This is a genomic window from Nocardia iowensis (assembly GCF_019222765.1).
GTDB lineage: Bacteria > Actinomycetota > Actinomycetes > Mycobacteriales > Mycobacteriaceae > Nocardia > Nocardia iowensis.
Genome location: NZ_CP078145.1, coordinates 165,877 through 185,404 on the forward strand (window position 1 = coordinate 165,877; position 19,528 = coordinate 185,404).

9 protein-coding genes are annotated in these 19,528 nt (G+C 67.5%); 5 read left to right on the forward strand and 4 right to left on the reverse strand.

The annotated features are described in order from the left end of the window. Positions 1 to 45: 45 nt before the first annotated feature. The 3 genes from fadD32 (at position 46) to KV110_RS00745 (ending at position 8,943) form a co-directional block, all read left to right on the forward strand. Positions 46 to 1,959 (forward strand): long-chain-fatty-acid--AMP ligase FadD32, encoded by a 1,914-nt coding sequence (fadD32, locus tag KV110_RS00735; RefSeq protein WP_218472619.1) that lies wholly within the window; start codon positions 46 to 48, stop codon positions 1,957 to 1,959. 196 nt (positions 1,960 to 2,155) lie between these two features. Then, positions 2,156 to 7,372 (forward strand): polyketide synthase Pks13, encoded by a 5,217-nt coding sequence (pks13, locus tag KV110_RS00740; RefSeq protein WP_393538188.1) that lies wholly within the window; start codon positions 2,156 to 2,158, stop codon positions 7,370 to 7,372. A gap of 68 nt (positions 7,373 to 7,440) precedes the next feature. Next, positions 7,441 to 8,943 carry an acyl-CoA carboxylase subunit beta gene (locus KV110_RS00745; RefSeq protein WP_218478068.1) on the forward strand — a complete coding sequence of 501 codons (1,503 nt, stop codon included), beginning with the start codon at positions 7,441 to 7,443 and terminating at the stop codon, positions 8,941 to 8,943. A gap of 67 nt (positions 8,944 to 9,010) precedes the next feature. Here KV110_RS00745 and KV110_RS00750 read toward each other — a convergent pair whose 3' ends face one another. Next, on the reverse strand, positions 9,011 to 9,508 hold the full coding sequence (locus KV110_RS00750; protein ID WP_218472621.1) for a peptidylprolyl isomerase: 498 nt from the start codon (positions 9,506 to 9,508) through the stop codon (positions 9,011 to 9,013). 270 nt (positions 9,509 to 9,778) lie between these two features. On the opposite strand from KV110_RS00750, the gene KV110_RS00755 reads away from it, so the two are divergent. Beyond that, positions 9,779 to 13,141 (forward strand): arabinosyltransferase domain-containing protein, encoded by a 3,363-nt coding sequence (locus tag KV110_RS00755; protein ID WP_218472622.1) that lies wholly within the window; start codon positions 9,779 to 9,781, stop codon positions 13,139 to 13,141. A 135-nt stretch (positions 13,142 to 13,276) separates the two neighbouring features. Continuing rightward, on the forward strand, positions 13,277 to 13,864 hold the full coding sequence (locus KV110_RS00760; protein ID WP_218472623.1) for a Uma2 family endonuclease: 588 nt from the start codon (positions 13,277 to 13,279) through the stop codon (positions 13,862 to 13,864). 54 nt (positions 13,865 to 13,918) lie between these two features. Here KV110_RS00760 and KV110_RS00765 read toward each other — a convergent pair whose 3' ends face one another. The 3 genes from KV110_RS00765 to KV110_RS00775 form a co-directional block, all read right to left on the reverse strand. Further along, the gene (locus tag KV110_RS00765) at positions 13,919 to 14,080 is read right to left on the reverse strand and encodes a hypothetical protein (RefSeq protein ID WP_218472624.1); all 162 of its coding nucleotides are present in this window, start codon (positions 14,078 to 14,080) and stop codon (positions 13,919 to 13,921) included. A 140-nt stretch (positions 14,081 to 14,220) separates the two neighbouring features. Continuing rightward, the gene (locus tag KV110_RS00770; RefSeq protein ID WP_218472625.1) at positions 14,221 to 17,610 is read right to left on the reverse strand and encodes an arabinosyltransferase domain-containing protein; all 3,390 of its coding nucleotides are present in this window, start codon (positions 17,608 to 17,610) and stop codon (positions 14,221 to 14,223) included. A 40-nt stretch (positions 17,611 to 17,650) separates the two neighbouring features. After that, entirely contained in the window at positions 17,651 to 19,450 is a 1,800-nt protein-coding gene (locus KV110_RS00775) for a glycosyl transferase (protein WP_393538186.1), read from the reverse strand. Positions 19,451 to 19,528 lie beyond the last annotated feature (78 nt).

Genomic DNA, 19,528 nt, shown 5'->3' on the forward strand with positions numbered 1-19,528 from the left:
GCGTTGTCGCCGTCTTGCTGTGCGTGCCTCGGAGGAGAAGAAGGAATGGAAGAGACTTTCGACGACTACCTGGACGAGACCGGGAACATCCGAATTCCCGAGGATCACACCCTGGTCGATCACGTCGAGAAGCACACCCGGAACGACGCGAACACCCTGGCGTACCGCTACATCGATTACTCGCGTGAGCGTGATGGCGAGGCGCAGGAACTGACGTGGCGTGAGTTCGGCATTCGGCTGCGCGCGGTGGCCGCTCGACTGCAGCAGGTGACAAACCCGGGCGACCGGGTCGCGATCCTGGCCCCCCAGGGTCTGGATTACGTGATCTCCTTCTTCGCCGCGATCTACGCCGGCACCATCTCGGTGCCGCTGTTCGACCCGGACGAGCCAGGCCACACCGATCGCCTGCACGCCGTGCTCGGCGACTGCGAGCCCGCCGCCATCCTGACCGCCAGCTCCTCGGCGGCCGGTGTGCGTCAGTTCTTCCGTGCGCTGCCCGCCGCGCAGCGACCGCGCATCATCGCGGTCGACGCCATCCCGGACAGCGTCGGCGAAGGCTGGGTGCGCCCGGACATCGCGATCGATGACATCGCCTACCTGCAGTACACCTCGGGCTCGACCCGTACCCCGGCCGGTGTGGAGATCACCCACCGCGCGGTCGGCACCAACCTGCTGCAGATGGTGGACGCGATCAACCTGGACTGGAACTCGCGCGGCGTCACGTGGCTGCCGCTGTTCCACGACATGGGCCTGCTGACGGTGATCCTGCCCGCGGTCGGCGGCAAGTACATCACCATCATGTCGCCGAGTGCGTTCGTCCGCCGTCCGTACCGTTGGATCAAGGAACTCGCCGCGCAGTCCGACGGCGCCGGAACCTTCGCCGCAGCACCGAATTTCGCGTTCGAGCACGCCGCGGCGCGCGGCCTGCCGAAGAACGGCGAGTCGCTCGATCTGTCGAACGTGATCGGCCTGATCAACGGCAGCGAGCCGGTCACCACTTCCTCGATGAAGAAGTTCAACGAGGCGTTCGCGCCCTACGGCCTACCCAAGACCGCGATCAAGCCGTGCTACGGCATGGCCGAGGCGACGCTGTTCGTGTCCGCGACCAAGGCCGAGGACGAAGCCAAGGTCACCTACGTCGACCGGCACGAGCTGAACGCGGGCCGGATGGTCAAGGTCGAGCCCGGCTCGGAGAACGCCATCGCGCAGGTCTCCTGCGGTTACGTCGCGCTGTCGCAGTGGGCCGTGATCGTCGATCCGGAGACCGTCGAGGCCGACGGGGGCCGCGAGCTACCCGACGGCCGGGTCGGTGAGATCTGGCTGCACGGCAACAACATGGGCATCGGCTACTGGGGCAGGCCGGACGAAACCGCCGCGACCTTCCAGAACAAGGTGCCGCACCGGCTGCCCGAGGGCAGCCACGCCGAAGGCGCCGACCACGACGCCAACTGGATGCGCACCGGCGACTACGGCGTGTACCTCGACGGCGAGCTGTACATCACCGGGCGGGTGAAGGACCTGGTCATCGTCGACGGCCGCAACCATTACCCGCAGGATCTGGAGTTCTCCGCGCAGGAAGCCTCGAAGGCGCTACGCCCCGGCTTCGTCGCCGCGTTCTCGGTGCCCGCCAATCAGCTACCCGCGCTGGTGTTCGAACAGGGCAGCCATTCGGGACTGAAGTTCGACGCCGACGACGCCTCCGAGCAGCTGGTGATCGTGGCCGAGCGTGGGCCGGGTGCGGGCAAAGCCGATCCGCTACCCATCGCGGACGAGGTCCGCGCCGCCGTGGCCTCGCGCCACGGTGTCACCGTTCGAGACGTATTGCTGGTTCCCGCGGGTTCGATTCCGCGGACCTCCAGCGGCAAGATCGCCCGGCGGGCCTGCAAGGCCGCCTATCTGGAGGGAACGCTGCGGGGTGGTTACATCCAGCAGGCATTCCCCGATGCACCGGAAGAGTAATTGCCCAGGGGTGCCCTCGGACAGCCGACATTCGCGGCGCGCCCGGTACGCAGACAGGTAGCTTGAGGAATTGATGGCTGACAACGAGGGCACGTCCAGCACGACGACCGATACTCTGCCCGCCGACGCGGACGCCGACCGGGCTCCGGCGCAGGTGACCGCCGCCTCCAGCGAGGCTTCCGGCGCGCAGACCGATATGACGGTCGCCGAGCTGCGGGACTGGCTGCGTAACTGGGTTGCCGAGGCGACCGGGCAGCCGATCGAGCAGATCACGGTCGATCGGCCGATGGAGGAGTTCGGGCTCGCGTCGCGCGACGCGATCGCTCTCGGCGGTGACATCGAGGAACTGACCGGTGTGGTGCTGACGGCGACCGTCGTTTACCAGCATCCGACGATCGCCTCGCTGGCCGAGGTGGTCATCAACGGAGAGCCGGAAAGCGTGGAAGACGCTTCCGGCGACTCCTTCTATACGGCGGGCTACCAGCCGAACGACGCGCACGACATCGCCATCGTCGGCCTGTCGACCCGGCTGCCCGGTGCGGGCGATACGCCGGAGTCGACCTGGGAGTTCCTGATCAATCGCGGCGACGCGATTCGCGAACTGCCCGAGGGTCGTTGGGGCGAGTTCGCCACGGACCCGAATGCGGCCGCGGCCATCGCCGCCGCCAACACCCTCGGCGGATATCTGGACCAAGACGTGGTCAAGGGCTTCGACGCGGAGTTCTTCGCGATGTCGCCGATCGAGGTTGAGAGTGTCGATCCGCAGCAGCGCCTGATGATGGAGCTGACCTGGGAGGCGTTGGAGCACGCCAGGATTCCCGCGAGCGACCTCAAAGGCGCGCCGGTCGGCGTCTTCATCGGCACTTCCACCAGCGACTTCATGCTTGTCGCTGCGCTCGGGGTTGGCGACCAGGACCCGAACCGGCCCGCTTCGGCCGCCGCCTACGGGATCACGGGTGCGTCGTCCGGCATCATCTCTAACCGCGTTTCCTACTTCTACGACTTCCGCGGCCCCTCGGTCGCCGTCGACACCGCGTGCTCGTCCACGCTGGTGGCGGTACACCAGGCGGTGCGCGCGCTCCGTGAGGGCGACGCTGACCTGGCCCTGGCCGGTGGTGTGAACATGCTGCTCGCACCGATGGTCACACTGGGCTACGACTCGGTCGGCGCGGTCGCGAAGGACGGTCGTATCAAGGCGTTCTCCGCCGATGCCGATGGCATGGTCCGTTCCGAGGGTGCCGGGCTCATCGTGCTCAAGCGGCTCGCCGATGCGGAACGCGACGGTGATCGAATCATGGCCGTCATCAAGGGCTCCGCGATCAACTCCGACGGACGATCCAACGGTCTTGTCGCGCCGAACCCTGATGCTCAGGCCGAGGTACTGCGCCGGGCATATCGGGACGCCGGCATCGTGCCGTCCACTGTCGACTACATCGAGGCGCATGGCACGGGAACGCTGCTCGGTGACCCGATCGAGGCGGACGCGCTCGGCCGGGTGGTCGGTCGTGGTCGTGACGACGACAAGCCCGCGCTGCTCGGATCGGCGAAGTCCAATTTCGGCCACCTGGAGTCCGCCGCCGGCGCGGCGAGCTTCGCCAAGATCGTGATGGCGTTGCAGCACAACGTTATTCCGCCGAACATCAACTTCGCGGGTCCGAACCCGTACATCCCGTTCGACCAGGCCCGGTTGAAGGTTGTCGACCAGCCGACCGAATTCCCCCGCTACAGCGGCAAGGCGACGATCGGCGTCTCCGGCTTCGGCTTCGGTGGCACCAATGCGCATGTCGTTGTGCAGGAATACGTTCCGGCCTCGGCCGAGGTCGCGCCCGAGCCCGCCGCGCAGGTCGCCGCCTCGGCACTCGATGCCGACCTCGACGACGAGACGGCCGATGTGATCACGGAAGCGGACGCGGTGGCCGCCGACGAGCCCGCCGAGGCTCCCGCACCAGTCGCGGACGCCCAGCCGGTCGCGGAATCCATGGCGCCAGTAGCGGAGTGGACCGCCGAGCGCACCGAGCCGCTGCCGGTGATCCTGCCGGTCTCCGGCTATCTGCCCTCGCGCCGCCGCCGTGCCGCCGCCGAGCTGGCCGATTGGCTGGAATCCGAAGCGGGGCGCGATGCTTCGCTGGAGGACGTGGCGCGGTCGCTGGCCAAGCGCAGCCACTGGCGTTCGCGCGGTGTCGTGCTCGCCAAGACACACGAGGAGGCCGTCGCCGGTCTGCGTGCCATCGCGACGGGTAAGCCGGGCAACGGTGTGTTCACCGCCGACGCGCCCGCCACCATGGGTGCGGTCTGGGTGCTCTCCGGTTTCGGTGCGCAGCACCGGAAGATGGGCAAGGCGCTCTACCTGGAGAACTCGATCTTCGCCAAGGCCGTCGACGAGGTCGACGAACTGGTGCAGGACGAGGCCGGGTACTCGATCCGGGACATGTTCCTGGACGACAGCCAGGACTACAACGTCGGCACCTCGCAGGTCGGCATCTTCACCATCCAGATCGGCCTTGCCGCGCTGCTGCGCGCGCACGGCGCGCAACCCGACGCGGTGGTCGGCCATTCGATGGGTGAGGTCGCCGAGGCCTACATCGCCGGTGGCCTGCCGCTCGAGGACGCGGTCCGAGTGATCTGCGCCCGCTCGCGCTTGATGCACGAGGGCGAGCAGATGATCACCGACGACGACGTGCGCAATATGGCGCTCGTCGAGTACAGCGCCGAGGACATCGAGAAGCTGCTCACCGAGTACCCCGACGTCGAGGTCGGCGTATACGCCGCGCCCACCAACACGGTGATCGGCGGCCCGCGGGAGCAGGTCGAGGCGATCGTGGCGCGGGTCGAGACGGAGGGCAAGTTCGCCCGCATCCTGCAGACCCGCGGCGCGGGCCACACCTCGCAGATGGACCCGCTGCTCGGTGAACTGGCCGCGGAGCTGGCCGGTATCGAACCGACCAAGCTGAAGACCGGCCTCTACTCGACGGTGCACAAAGGCGAGTTCTACCGCCCGGGCAACGACCCGATTCACACCGAGGACTACTGGGTCAAGAACATGCGCGGCAGCGTGTACTTCACCAACGCGGTGAAGCTCGCGGTCGACGCCGGGCACACCACCTTCCTGGAGCTCGCGCCGAATTCCGTTGCGCTGATGCAGGTGCTTGGCACTACCTTCGCGGCGGGCTTGCACGACGCACAGCTCATCCCGACGCTCAAGCGCAAGGAAGACGAGGCGGGGGGCGTGATCGGAGCCCTCGCCCAGTTGTACGTGCACGGGCACAAGGTGGACCTGCCGTCGCTGCTGCCCGCGGGCGAGTACGCCGATGTTCCGCGAACCGCGTTCGTGCGCAAGGAGTTCTGGCCGAAGGTTTCGCTGGCCGGCGGCAGTGGCAACGGCCGGGTGCCCGGCGCGCACGTGGCCATGCCGGATGGTAGGCACGCATGGGAAGTCCAGGCGTCCTCGGTCACCGATCTCGCCGCACTGGTGAATGCCGCTGCGGCACAGGTACTCAGCGACGTATCGCTGGGCGCTTCGATCGCGCATGCCACCGTTCCGGCCACCGGCACGCTGACCACCACACTGACCCCGCACCCCGGCGGCGCCTCGGTGCAGGTGCACGCCAAGGAGGGCAACGCCTTCCGGCTGCTGTTCGACGCGGTGGTCACCTCCGGTGCGCAGCTACCGGAACCTGTTGTGGCCGAGTCTGTTCCGGCCGCCGCGGTCGCGCCGACCAGCGATGCCGACATCGAGGTCGTGGAGACCTTCGGTGAGCGGTGGGATCCCAACGGCACCCAGAAGCTCGAGGATCGGCTCGCGCTGATCGTCGCCGAGTCCATGGGCTACGCCGTCGAGGACCTCCCGATGGAGATCCCGCTGATGGAGCTCGGCCTCGACTCGCTGATGGCGATGCGCATCAAGAACCGCGTCGAGTACGAATTCGACATCCCGCAGCTGCAGATCCAGGCGGTGCGCGACGCCAACCTCAACGAGGTCGGCAAGGTACTGCGCTACGCCATCGAGCACCGCGAGGAGTTGGCGGCGGTCGCCGCCAAGCAGGCTGCGGGCGAAGAGACCACGATCGACGCCGGGTTCATCGAGGCGGCTCGTGCCGCTGTTGCGGCTGGCGAGGACCCGGCCGCGATCGCTGCCGCCGCAGCCGCGAATACCACTGCCGCCGAGGCTGGTTCGCCGACCGCCGAGGTTGACGCAGTGACCGAGTCCGCACCGGCCGATGCCACACCTGCGGCGGCGGAATCCCCCGTCGCTGCCGCGCCGACCGAAGCTGTTGTGGCCGAACCTGTTTCGCCGCCTGCGGCCGCTCCGGTCTTCGGCGGTCAGCAGTCCGCGGACGAAGACGATGTGCCGCCCCGTGATGCCGCCGAGCGCTTGACCTTCGCCACCTGGGCGGTCGTCACCGGCAAGTCCGCCGGAGGCATCTTCAACACCCTGCCGATCCTCGAGGAAGAGGTCGCCGAGAAGCTGGCGGCCCGGCTCACCGAGCGGGTCAAGGCCGAGGTCACCGTGGACGACGTGCTCGACTGCGAGACCATCGAGCAGTTGGCCGACATCGTGCGCAACCTCCAGGACAGCGGTGCCGATGTGGACGGGTTCATCCGGCCGCTGCGACCTCGGCCAGAGGGCTCGAATGACCTGCCGGTCTTCGTATTCCACCCGTCGGGTGGCAACACGCTGGTCTACGAACCGCTGCTGAAGCGGCTTCCGGCCAACACTCCGATGTACGGCTTCGAGCGCGTCGAGGGTGACATCTTGGAGCGGTCGCGCCAGTATGTGACCGAGCTCCGCAAGATCCAAGGTGACGGTCCGTATGTCCTGTACGGCTGGTCACTCGGTGCGGTGTTCGCGCTGCAGGTGGCCCAGCTGCTGCGGGCCGAGGGCGCCGACGTCCGCATCGTCGGTCTGATCGACCTGGCCATGCCGGTCGAGGACGAGGACAACAGCCCCGAGGAACGGGTACGCCGCATCGAGCGCTACCAGGTCTTCGCGAAGAAGACCTACGGCGTCGAGGGTGAGCTGGATCGCGAGCAGTTGGAGACGCTGGCGGCGGCTACCGATGAAGAGCAGTTCAAGATGATCAGCGATCTGGTCAAGATGAGCGGCACCAAGATCCCCGGCGGTGTGCTGGAGCATCAGCGCACCTCGTGGATCGAGGGACGGCATCTGGCCAAGACGACGCCGAGCCACTACGACGGTGATGTCGTGCTCTACCTCGCCGACCGCTACCAGGACGGCATGATCGAGCTCGAGCCGCGTTACGCGAATCGGCGTCCCAATGGTGGTTGGGACGAATACATTCCGAATCTGGAGGTCATCCACATCCCGGGCGACCACCTGCAGATCATCGACGAACCGCGGATCGGAAAGATCGGAGCCGATCTCGCCGCGAAGCTTGCGGCGATCGCCCCCTAGGGGGTGCACCTTACGAAAGGGGCCAAGTGAGCACTACTGCCGAAAAGCTTGCCGACCTGCGTAAACGGATGGATCTCGCGCAGGAACCGGCGGGTGAAGCGGGGGTGGCGAAGCGGGCGAAGAAGGGGATTCCCAGCGCCCGCGACCGGATCAATATGCTGCTCGATCCGGGCACCTTCGTCGAAATCGGTGCGCTGGTGCGCAAGCCGGGTGACCCGACGGCGCTGTACGGCGACGGCGTGGTGACCGGGCACGGCCTGGTCGAGGGACGGCCGGTGGCGGTGTTCTCGCACGACCAGACCGTCTACGGCGGTTCGGTCGGCGAGATGTTCGGCCGCAAGGTCGCCGGGATCATGGAGTACGCGGCCAAGGTCGGCTGCCCGGTGGTCGGCATCAACGACTCCGGTGGCGCGCGGGTCCAGGAGGCGGTGACCTCGCTCGCCTGGTACGCCGAGCTGGGCCGTCGCCAGGAACCGTTGTCCGGGCTGGTGCCGCAGATTTCGATGATCCTCGGCAAGTGTGCCGGTGGCGCCGTGTACGCCCCGATCAACACCGATGTGGTGGTGGCGACCGAAGAGGCGTACATGTTCGTCACCGGCCCCAAGGTGATCCGCGAGGTCACCGGCGAGGACGTGAGCCTGGAAGAGCTCGGCGGCGCGCAGAGCCAGGCCGAGTACGGCAACATCCACCACGTCGCCCCGGACGAGAAGTCCGCGTTCGACTGGGTGCGCGATTACCTGAGCTTCCTCCCGACCAGCTGTCAGGAGTTGCCGCCGATCGTGAATCCCGGCCTGGAGCCGGAGCTCACCGACAGTGACCGGGAACTGAATTCCCTTGTGCCGGACTCGGATAACGCCGCGTACGACATGCACGACGTCCTGCTGCGGATTTTCGACGACGGCAACTTCCACGAGATCGGCGCCACCGCCGGACGCAATATCATCACCGGCTTCGCCCGCGTCGACGGGCGGCCCGTCGGCGTGGTGGCGAACCAGCCGATGGTCTACGCGGGCGCGCTGGACGCGCGGGCGTCGGACAAGGCGGCGCATTTCGTGCGCCTGTGCGACGCGTTCGAGATCCCGCTGGTCTTCATCGTCGATACGCCCGGCTTCCTGCCAGGCGTCGAGCAGGAGAAGATCGGCGTCATCAAGCGCGGCGGCCGGTTCCTGTTCTCCTTCGTGGAGGCGACCGTGCCGAAAGTGACTGTGGTGATTCGCAAGTCGTACGGCGGCGGCTACGCGGTGATGGGCTCCAAGCAGCTCGGCGCCGACGTGAACCTGGCCTGGCCCACCGCGCGCATCGCGGTGATGGGCGCCGAAAGCGCGGTCAGCCTCATCGGCGGCAAGCAGATCGAGGCCGCGCCGGAGGAACAGCGGGCGGCCATGCGCCAGCAGATGATCGACTTCTACAACGCCACCATGGCGACGCCGTGGGTTGCGGCCGAGCGCGGATACATCGACGCGGTCATCGAGCCCGCGAATACCCGGCTGGAGCTGCGTAAAGCGTTGCAATTGCTGCGCGACAAGTCACTGGCGCGCAATCCGCGCAAGCACCACCTGCTGCCGCTCTGAGCGCGCCGACTGCTCGGAATCGGGCCGCATCCCATTGCGGGGCGGCCCGATTCACCCGACTACGACCTCAGCCGAGGCTGGCGGATTCGATGACCACGTCGTCGACCGGCACGTCTTGGTGCCCGCCCGCGCTGCCCGTCGCGACACCGGCGATCTTGTCGACCACCTCGGTGCCCTCGGTCACCTTGCCGAACACCGTGTAACCCCAGCCGGACGGAGTCGGCGCGGAGTGGTTCAGGAACTCGTTGTCGGAGACGTTGACGAAGAACTGCGCGGTGGCCGAGTGCGGGTCGTTGGTGCGCGCCATCGCCACGGTGTACTTGTCGTTCTTCAGGCCATTGTTGGCCTCGTTCTGGATCGGCGCCTGGGTGCCCTTCTGCCGCATGCCCCGCTCGAAACCGCCGCCCTGGATCATGAAGCCGGGAATGACACGGTGGAAGATGGTGCCGTTGTAATGGCCCGCATTCACGTAATCCACGAAGTTCTGCACCGTGTTCGGCGCCTTCTGGTCGTCCAGCTCCAGGACGATGGGCCCATAATTCGTCGTCAGATTCACCTTTGTCATACCCCCCACCTTGCCAGCCCGCCTCTCCGCGCCTTTTGCCGGTCGTCGTACTCGCGGCAGTGTCGTCGCGGGCCGGCGGTCGGGAGTGGAGTCCGGTTCTGGGCGTACCCGGCGAGTTACCCATGTGCTCACGAAACCAGTTGCCGAGTTTCATCGAGGTGAACGGTCGGGCCCCTTGACGCCCGTTCGCACCTGCATCGGCACATTTGCGGCACTTCTCGACCGGCAAGGAACACGGAGAGGTGGACCGGCCCTATAGCATTGCCAACCGTGCCCGACGCCGCTACTGCTGTCTTGACGAAACCGCCCGCCGCGCCCGCGGCCTCGCAGGCCGATTTCCGGACCGCGCGAATAATCGCGCTTGTCGCCGGTGTGCTCGGCGCGCTGTTCGCCTTGGCGACCCCATTCCTGCCGGTGACGCAAACCACCGCGGAGCTCAACTGGCCGCAGAGCGGGACGCTCGGCAACGTGCAGTCCCCGTTGATGTCCCAGATGCCGATCGACCTGAGCGCCACCATCCCGTGCAGCACGGTCGCGCAGCTGCCCGAGCGGGGCGGCATGCTGCTGGCCACCGCGCCGCCGCAGGGCGACCGGGCCGCGTTGGAGGCCATGTTCATTCGGGTCTCGGATAGCACCGTGGATGTGATCGACCGCAACGCCGTAGTCGTGTCGGCGCCGCGGTCGGACATGGACCGGTGTTCGGCGCTCGTACTGACCTCCGACCACGACCGCACGCACGCGGTGTTCAACGGCCTGACCACAACGGTCACCAAGCCGGTCGAGGGCGCGGCGCCCGGGACCGAGCAGCAGGTCGAGGTGCCGGTCGAGGGCACACTGAACGGTGACCTGCGGCCGCAGGTGGTCGGCGTCTTCTCCGATCTGAAGGGCGCGGCCCCCGCCGGACTCGACTTCCACATGACGGTGGACACCCGGTTCTCCTCCAGCCCGACCGCGATCAAGCTGATCGCGATGATTGCCGCGGTGCTGTGCACCCTCATCGCGCTCGCCGCGCTGGCCCGGCTCGACGGCAGCGACGGGCGCGGGCACCGCCGGTTCCTGCCGTCGAACTGGCTGAAGCCGACCCTGCCGGACGGCGCGGTCATCGGCTCGCTGCTGGTCTGGCATTTCGTCGGTGCCAATACCTCCGACGACGGCTACATCCTGAGCATGGTGCGGGTCGCGCCGCACGCCGGTTATATGGCCAACTACTTCCGCTGGTACGGCGTGCCGGAGGCGCCGTTCGGCTGGTACTACTACGTCATCCAGGTCTTCTCGGAGATCTCCACCGCGAGCCCATGGGTGCGCTTGCCCGCGCTGGCCTGCGCCATCCTCTGCTGGATGGTGATCAGCCGCGAGGTGGTGCCCCGGCTCGGGCGCGGTGTGCGCACGAGCCGGGTGGCGTTGTGGACCGGCGGCCTGGTGTTCCTCGCCTTCTGGATGCCGTTCGACAACGGCCTGCGCTCGGAGCCGATCGTCGCGCTCGGCGCACTGCTGACCTGGGTGTCGATCGAACGGGCCATCGCGACCGGACGTCTGCTGCCCGCCGGTGTCGCGGTCTTGGTCGCGGCGTTCACGCTCGCGGCCGCGCCCACCGGACTGATGTGTGTCGCCGCGCTGCTCGCCGGTGTTCGGCCACTGGTGCGGATCGTGGTGCGCAGGCGTCGGCAGTTCGGCTCCGCGGGGGCGAAGTGGTGGTCGACGCTGCCGCTGCTCGCCCCGATCGCCGCGGCCGGGCTGCTGGTGCTGATCGTGGTCTACAGCGATCAGACCTTCGCCGGTATTCAGGAGGCCAACCGGGTGCGTCAGGTGACCGGGCCGAACCTGGCCTGGTACGAGGACTACCTGCGCTACTACTACCTGTTCGTGGAGTCCGTCGACGGTTCGCTGGCGCGCCGGTTCGCGTTCCTGGTGATGCTGCTGTGCCTGTTCACCACCATGCTGGTGTTGTTGCGGCGCAGGCAGGTTCCCGGCATCGCGAGCGGTCCGACCTGGCGGTTGATGGGTGTCGTCTTCGGCACCATCTTCTTCATGATGTTCAACCCGACCAAGTGGACGCACCACTTCGGCGCGTACGCGGGCATCGCCGGTTCGCTGGCCGCGGTGACCGCGGTCGCCGTCTCGGCGTCGGCGTTGCGCGCACGGAAGAACCGGGCGATCTTCCTGGCCGGCTTGTTGTTCGTGCTGGCGCTCGCGTTCTCCGGCATCAACGGCTACTGGTACGTCTCCAGCTTCGGGGTGCCGTGGTTCGACAAGCGGATCTCGCTGCACGGCTACCAGTCGAACACCTTGATGCTCGGCCTGTTCGGCGTGGCGCTGGCCCTGGTCGCCTGGCACTCGTTGCGCGAGGGTTATGCCAAACCGGAGGCCTCGCCGAAGTCGGCGCGGGGCAAGCGGATTCGCAAGTTCGCCGCGATCCCGCTGACCGTCGTCGCCGCGCTGATGGTCTTGCTCGAGATGATGTCGCTGGTCAAGGGCGCTGTCTCGCAGTACCCGGCGTACTCGCTGGCCCGTTCCAACTTCGACGCGCTGGGCGGCAACAGCTGCGGCCTCGCCAATGACGTTCTGGTGGAACCGGACCCGAACGGCGGCGCATTGCAGCCGATCGCCGATCCGGCGCACCCGCTGACGGATCCGAATGATCCGCTCGCCGGTGCCGACCCGGTCGGCTTCGATCCCAACGGGGTGCCCAACGACCTGTCCGCCGACACCGTCGAGGTGAAGCCGGGCACCGGTAACACGTCCACCCAGTCCATCGGCGCCGCGTTCGCCGAGGGCGAGAGCGCGGGCACCGGCGGCGGTCAGGGAGCTCGCGGTGTCAACGGCAGCACCGTCGCCCTGCCCTTCGGGCTCGATCCGGCGACCACGCCGGTCCTGGGCAGCTACCAGAACGGTGTGCAGCAGCCCGCGCATCTCACGTCCAGCTGGTACGGACTGTCGCCGCGCTCGGCGGACAGCCCGCTGGTGGTGATTTCCGCGGCCGGTCGCATCCTCTCGGTGGACGACACCGGCGACACCAGTTACGGCCAGTCGCTCACCGTCGACTACGGCAGGCGGCTGCCGGACGGCAGCGTCGAGAAGCTCGGCACCTACCTGCCGCGTGACATCGGCCCGTTCCCGTCCTGGCGCAACCTGCGGGTGCCGCTCGCCGAGATCGCGCCCGACGCCGACGCGGTGCGCATCGTCGCCAACGACCCGATCCTGATCGGTGACCAGTGGCTGGCGTTCACGCCGCCGCGGATGCCGAAGTTGCAGTCGCTCAACACCTTCATCGGTGACAAGCAGCCGGTGCTCGAGGACTGGGCCGTCGGTCTCCAGTTCCCCTGCCAGCGGCCGCTCGAGCACAAGAACGGCGTCGCCGAGGTCCCCGGTTACCGCATCCTGCCCGACCGCCAGGCCGCCATCACCTCCACCAACACCTGGCAGGCGCAAGAATTCGGCGGCCTCCTCGGCTTCTCCCAGATGCTCGCCAAGTCGGTAACCGTCCCGACCTACCTGAAGGACGACTGGGCCCGCGACTGGGGCTCCCTCGAGCGCTACGACCAGTACGACCGCAGCGCCACCCCGGCCAAGCTCGACACCGGTACCGCAACCCGCTCGGGCCTCTGGTCCCCGGGCAACCTCCGCGTCTTCTAACCGCACCACGCCCCCCGCAGGCCCGTTGAGTAGGCATTCCAGCCGCCTCAACGGGCCTGCGGCATGTCATCGTCGGTGCCTGCCGCGAGCGGAAAGTTCTCCGACGGGCCGATCGGCGATCGGTAGGCTCACGGCATGACGAGCGGCGCGCCCAGCGACTGGTACCGGTGGATTCCGGCGCAGATCACCGCGCGGGACTATGAGCTGTTGCCAGAGGACTTTTGCCGCACGATCGAAGTGGTCGATGGCCATATCGTGAAGTGCGAGAGCACGTCGCGCTTGCACGACCGAGTTGCCCGCCGCGTGGCCACGCAGCTGGAGGCCGGCCGTAAGCCCGAGCCCTGCCTCATGGTGGAGACCGATGTCGACGTACGCATCAGCGATGTCCCATTGAGTCTGCGCAGGCCCGATGTGACGGTGTATCGCTGTCTCGACGACGACGCGAAGCTCTACGCCGGTGACGCGGTGCTGGTTGTCGAGATCGTTTCACCGGATAGTTCCTTCCACACAGACACGGTGGAAAAGAAGGCGGCATACGCGGCCGCGGGTATCCCGGTGTACCTCATAGTGTTTCCGACCGAGGCAGGCGACGGTATCGAACTGATCGAGGAGTACCGCCTCTCCGAAGGGCGATACCACCTCGTCTGCCTACACACGCGCCGCCTGACATTGGATTCACCAGTCGCCATCGACGCCATGTTCAGTGAGTTGACGTCGGGCTAGGTGGTCCGGGTTTCGCGCTGCGCCACTCGCTGGCGCACCAGGACGCGAATCGATTCAGACCTTTGTCATGCGCAGGCCGAGTTCGCGGCGGAGGACTTCCTGGGCTGGGAGGCGGTCCAGTACGCGCAGGATTGCGGGGCGCAGTTCGCGTTGTTCTTCTGCGGTGAGCAGACCCACGAGATCGCGCAGGTCCATGTGGTCGAAGGCCGACGTCATAGTGCACAGATTACGGTTTTTTGTGGGTTTCGTCCCGCGATCGTGCGGCGAATTTGGCGTCCAACCGGTCTGTTTACGACATCTTTGCGCCGCCGCAACACCGAACCGAATGGTTCGGTGTTGCGGAAACCGTGGTGCTGCTAACGGACTCGGATCGGATCGTCCTTGGCCAACCCGCTGCGGTTTTCGACGGTGACGCCGATCTCAGCCGGTTCGGCCTTCGGGTCGTAGGGGGTGAATTTCTCCAAGGAACCCCAGTCGCGCGACCAATCATGGTCGAGATAACTGGGGATGGTCTCCGACTTCAGCAGCAATCCGGTCCAGCCGAGCGGACCGCCGCCGATGTCGTCCTGCCAGGCATTGGAGGCGTCGGAACCGACGCGGTCGGGCAGGATGCGCCAGTTGGGCACTTCGGCGACGCCGTCATGGTGGTGGAACGGTCGCTGGCAGGGGAAGGCGAGCCCGACATGCCAGTCGAGCAGCACCGGATCCGTCGAGCCGACAACGGAATTCAGTGTGGCCAGCTTGGGCAGCCGGGGCGGCGTGACGGCCAGCCACTGCTTCGCAGTGATGTCGTTGTCCACCGCGACCAGCCGCACCGCGTTCACCTCGACCGGCAGCTGGTCCAGCGGCACCCGCAGGTTGCGCCAGGACGGTGCCGGGCCGATGTCGATCGGATCGACCGTGCCGAGCTTGCGCACCGCGCCATCCGTGTCCCGCACGCCGTATTCCAGGTGCAGCTCCTGCCCGTAGGTGACGACACCGTCGGCGTCGACGTGCCTGATCCGCCCGGCCGCGGTGATCGCGAGCACCTGGTAGGCCGGGTCGTGGCGCATACTGTCGGTCAGGTCGAGGCGGTACCACTGGGAGGTCAGCGCCGCCTGCTGCTGCTCACCCTCCTGGTAACTGCCCATGACCGGCGTGCTCGCCGGGTCGAGTCCGAACGGCAAAGCGACTGTGCTGCCGTTGATTCCGGTCTGCTCGGTGGTGCCGCCACCGGTGCCAGCACCGGTGGTCTTGGTGGTCTTGTTCTTCGAATCGGAGTTGACCGAGTTGGCGCCGCCCGACACGGTTTCGTCGGCATCGGCGGTGAGATCGCTCGCCACCCCATTCGGCGTGAATCCCTTTGATTCCGCGGCCAATCCGTCAGCGGGTGATCCCGAGTAGGGGAGCAGCAGCGAGTTGGTGGTGTTCGTCTCCACCAGTACCTCGTTCGCGAGCGCGCACGAATCACCCTTCAGCGACTGGAGATTCGACTTGGCGACCGAGTACGCGGGGTACTGGGCGACCGCCGCCTTCGCCAGCGAGGCGACCTCGAACAACACCAGGATCGCGGCGGCGATAGTCAGTGGGGCGGTGGCGAACCGATCGAAGCGCTTCGGCGTGCGAGCCCGTTGATACGGCTCCCGATAGTGCAGCCACACCGCCACTATCAGCGCGACCCCGCTGAGCCCGAGGAACATCGTGGAGAAACCCTTGCCCGCGAACAGCGGCGCCTTGTCCCACCACGGCACGCCGTAGCTGGACACATACCACCAGCCGTTCGACCCGGTGAAGGTCACCGCGAGCAGGAACAACACCGCCGCCGCGAACAACGCCCGGTTGCGCGGCGAGCGAATTCCCGCGCTGCCCACCGCCACCGCGGCAAGTGCGGCAAGCGATCCGGCCAGTCCGGCGTACACGCCGAAGTGGTGTGTCCACTTGGTCGGCGTGAACATCATCAGCAGCAGCGACGCGAACACGATGCCGAGAATCCGCACCGACGGCCCGCGTGACGTGCCGGGGATGCGTCCCTTGCGCAGCACCTGCAGCACGCAGACCAGCAGGCACAGCAGCATGACCAGCACACCGAACCGCCGCGCCAGCGACCCGTCCGGCGAGAGCATCAACAGCGAATCCCACCGCGTGCGTTCATCGAACCAGGCCACGTTCGGCCCGACGATCGTGCGGACCCGAGTCGCTTCCAGGACGGTCGACAGCGTCTGATCGGCGAAAACCACGACCAGCACCAGTGTTCCAGCGGACAGGCCAGGTGCGAGCAGTGCCAGGTAGCGGAAGAACGTCGTCGTCCAAGAGGGCCGCCGGGTGGCGTGCGCGCCGGACTTCGTTGCAACACCACTGTTCTCGTCAGCAGTGGCTGACGAGGCTTCTGCTTCCGCATCGAGCCCCATTGCGCCGGACGAGCTTTCGGCCACCCCACCGCCTGCTGCCGGAATAACTCCGCGCGCCCGCTTGATGATGATCTGCAGCACCGGCCGCGACCCCGCGATCAGCGCCGCGATGCAGATGAGTCCGGTCGGCCCGGCGGCCAGCGAGAAACCGGCGATCAACACCGCGATCGCGGCGGGCAGCAGCCGCCCGGTGGCGATGGCGCGTTCGATCGAGCACCAAGTGAGCAGCGCGCCCGCGGCGATCAGCGGCTCGGGCCGCAGGCCGTTGTCATAGGGCAACCAGAAGGCGAGGAACACCAGCCCGGCGGTCCACAAAGCGACCTTGTTCCGCCGCACCCGCGCACCCAAGCGCGGCAACACCTCCCGGCTGATCACCAGCCAGCACACCACCCCTGCGGCGACTGCGGGCAGCCGCATCCAGGGGCTTGCATCGGAGATCCGGGTCATCCACGCGAGCACTTCGTACGACCAGCCGAACGGCGCCTCGGGCACGCCGAACCAGCGGTAGTAGTTCGCCATGTACCCGGCGTCCCCGGAGGCGCGCGCCATGTTCAGGATGTAGCCGTCGTCGGAGGTGTTGGCGCCGATGAAGTGCCACAGTCCGAGCGTCCCGAGGACAACCGCGTCGGTCGCCGTGAACCGCCACCAGTGCGCGGGCAGGAAGCGGCGGGCCCGGCGTCCGTCGCTGGTGTCCAGCAGGTGCAGTGCGATCAGCGCGATGATGGTGAACAGCACGGCCGCGACGATCGCCGCCAGCTTCAGCACCGTCGGTGACGAGGAGAAGCGCGAGTCGAGGTCGGCGTGCAACCGGGCACCGTCCAGCCGCCCCGCGTCGAGATCGGTGAACACGCCGACCACCTGCGGACGGATGTCCCGCGTCACGACGTTGCGGAACGGCGTGCCATCCTGCCGGGACGCACCGGTGATCTCGGTGGTCGTCGCGGCGGCCGTCGAGTCGACGGTGAGCGCGGTGCAGCCCGCCGCGGTGATCTCGGCGACCGGCGCCGACAGCAGCGGAACGTCGCGCAGCACCACCGAGAGCACGCCGTCGGCGACCGAGACGACCAGTCCCTTGGTCGCCGCCTGGCCCGAGGCGACCGGCACGGTGGACACCACCGTGCCCGACCCCACCGCCTGCGCGAGGGAGCACGGCAGCGTCGTACTGAGCCGCTGCGGCTGATACGACACCAGTGGCGCCTCGACGCTGCTGACGCCGGCCTGGGGCCAGTCCAGCGTGGCCTGGTCCTGCCGCACCGGCAACAGCGGTGTCAGCAGCGCCAGCACGAATCCGAGGAGCCCGGAGACGAGGGCGATCAGGCGGTAACGGGTGAACGCTCGAGTTGATCGGTCCGGTCGCACGGGGGTTGATGCTAGCCACCCTGCCGACCGGGGCCGGTGATCACCGCACGATCAGCGCACGAACATCCCAAACCCACACGTCGTCGACTCTGGTCGGCGCGAAGCCGAGCAGCTGCGTCACCGTGGTGCGCAAGGTGTCGCTGTTCTTGGTGGCGGGCAGCACCAGCACGTCGGCTTGCCAGAAGCGCAGATCGGTCAGCGCCCGCGCGCGGGCCTCGTCGCCGATCGGCGGCACGGTCCCGGTGTCTTGCGCTTGCACCAGCAACGCGGTGGTCGGGCGGGTTTCCGGGCCGTAGATGCCCTTCTTCTGCGTCCCGGTCGGGCCGACGAAGTAACCGCCCGCGAGCGGGAACTCGAAGCCCGCGTCGGCCTGCCAGCGCAACGCTCGCGCGTCGGCAGGCCGCGGTGGCGGCACCAGCACCACCGATCCACCGCTGACGTAGTCGCGCACCGTCCCGTCCGCGAAGAATTCCGGTGTCGGCGCGCGTTCGGTCACCGGCAGGATCGTCGGAACCAGTGGCAGCAGCGCGAACGCGAGCGTGCCGAACCAGGCCAGCGGCCGCCAGTCCATCGGCGACTCGCGCCACCAGCGGACCGCCCGATCGGTCGCCAGCGCGAGGATCACCGCGATGGCCGGAATCGCCGCCATGGTGAGCCGGGTTTCCAGCACGGTACTCAGCAACGGAACGTGTTCGGCCCAGCGCCAAGGCAATTCGATGCCAGTGCGCTGCTTGCCGAACATCGCGACCGCACCGAGTGACAGCACGCCGAACACCGTGATCACCACGCCCGCCGCGCGAACCACCCGGTCTCGCCACAGCAGCGCGACCGTCGCCACCACCAGCAGCAGGAGCGGCCAGCCGAAGTAGGCGTTCTGCTCGGTCTCGTTGATCGCCACGTACTGGCCCGGTGAGAACATGCCGCCCAGCGATTCGGACGGGAACTGCACGATCGCCTTCAGGTCGTTGCCCATCGGCCCGTGGTCGATCGAGCGGTAGCTCTGCGGCCCGAAAAATTGCCACCACAGCGGTATTTCGGTGAGCATGATGGTGATCACCGCCGCGAGCAGCACCGTCGGCGTGATCCCGCGCAGTACGCGCAGACCGAGCCGTGGCGCGTGCAGGAAGTACACGACCGCGAACAGCCCGAACGCCAGCGCGAAGATCAGCAGCGGCTCCTCGCCGAGCGCGATCTGCAGTGCGACAAGCAAACCAAGCGCGACCGCGTCGCGGACCCGCCTGCGCGGCCGCTCCGGACCGGTGACACCGGCGTGCCGTGCCATCCGGATCAACTGCCCCGCGATGATCGGAAGCAGCACCAGCACAACGAAGTTCGGGTGCGCGTTGGCATGCGAGATCATCGCGGGCGCGAAACCGCAGAACAGTCCGCCGATTACGGCCGCGAGTCTGGACTCGACGAGTTCCCGGGAGAACAGCCAGTACCAGCCGAACGCGGTGCTGGCGAGCCCGAGTGTGAGAACGAGCACGAAGGTGACGGTCGGCCCGAACAACAGGGTGATCGGCGTGAACGGCACCCCGACGCCGAACATGGCCGTGTTGGCCATCATGTTCACCCCGGCCGGGAAGTTCTGCAGGTTCGTGCCGAGCGGGTTCTGCAGATTCGCTACCGAATGCGCGGTGACGGCGAAGAACCACTCCCACATCGTCTGGTCCTGACCGCTCTTGATCAGGTACCCGCTCTGGGTATTGCGCCACTGTCCGGACAGCACGAGGGTGGCCAGCGCCAGGTAGCCGAACGCGGCGATCAGGTCGACCCGGTTCAGCTGAATTCGGGGGAGTCTTCGCTTGCGAACCGGGGTCGGTGACGCCGTGCCGAGCACTCCGGTCGACGTCGTTTCCTTGTCCGCGACCGCTACCGCCGACCCGTCGCGCGTACCCAGATCGACCTGTACTGCCCG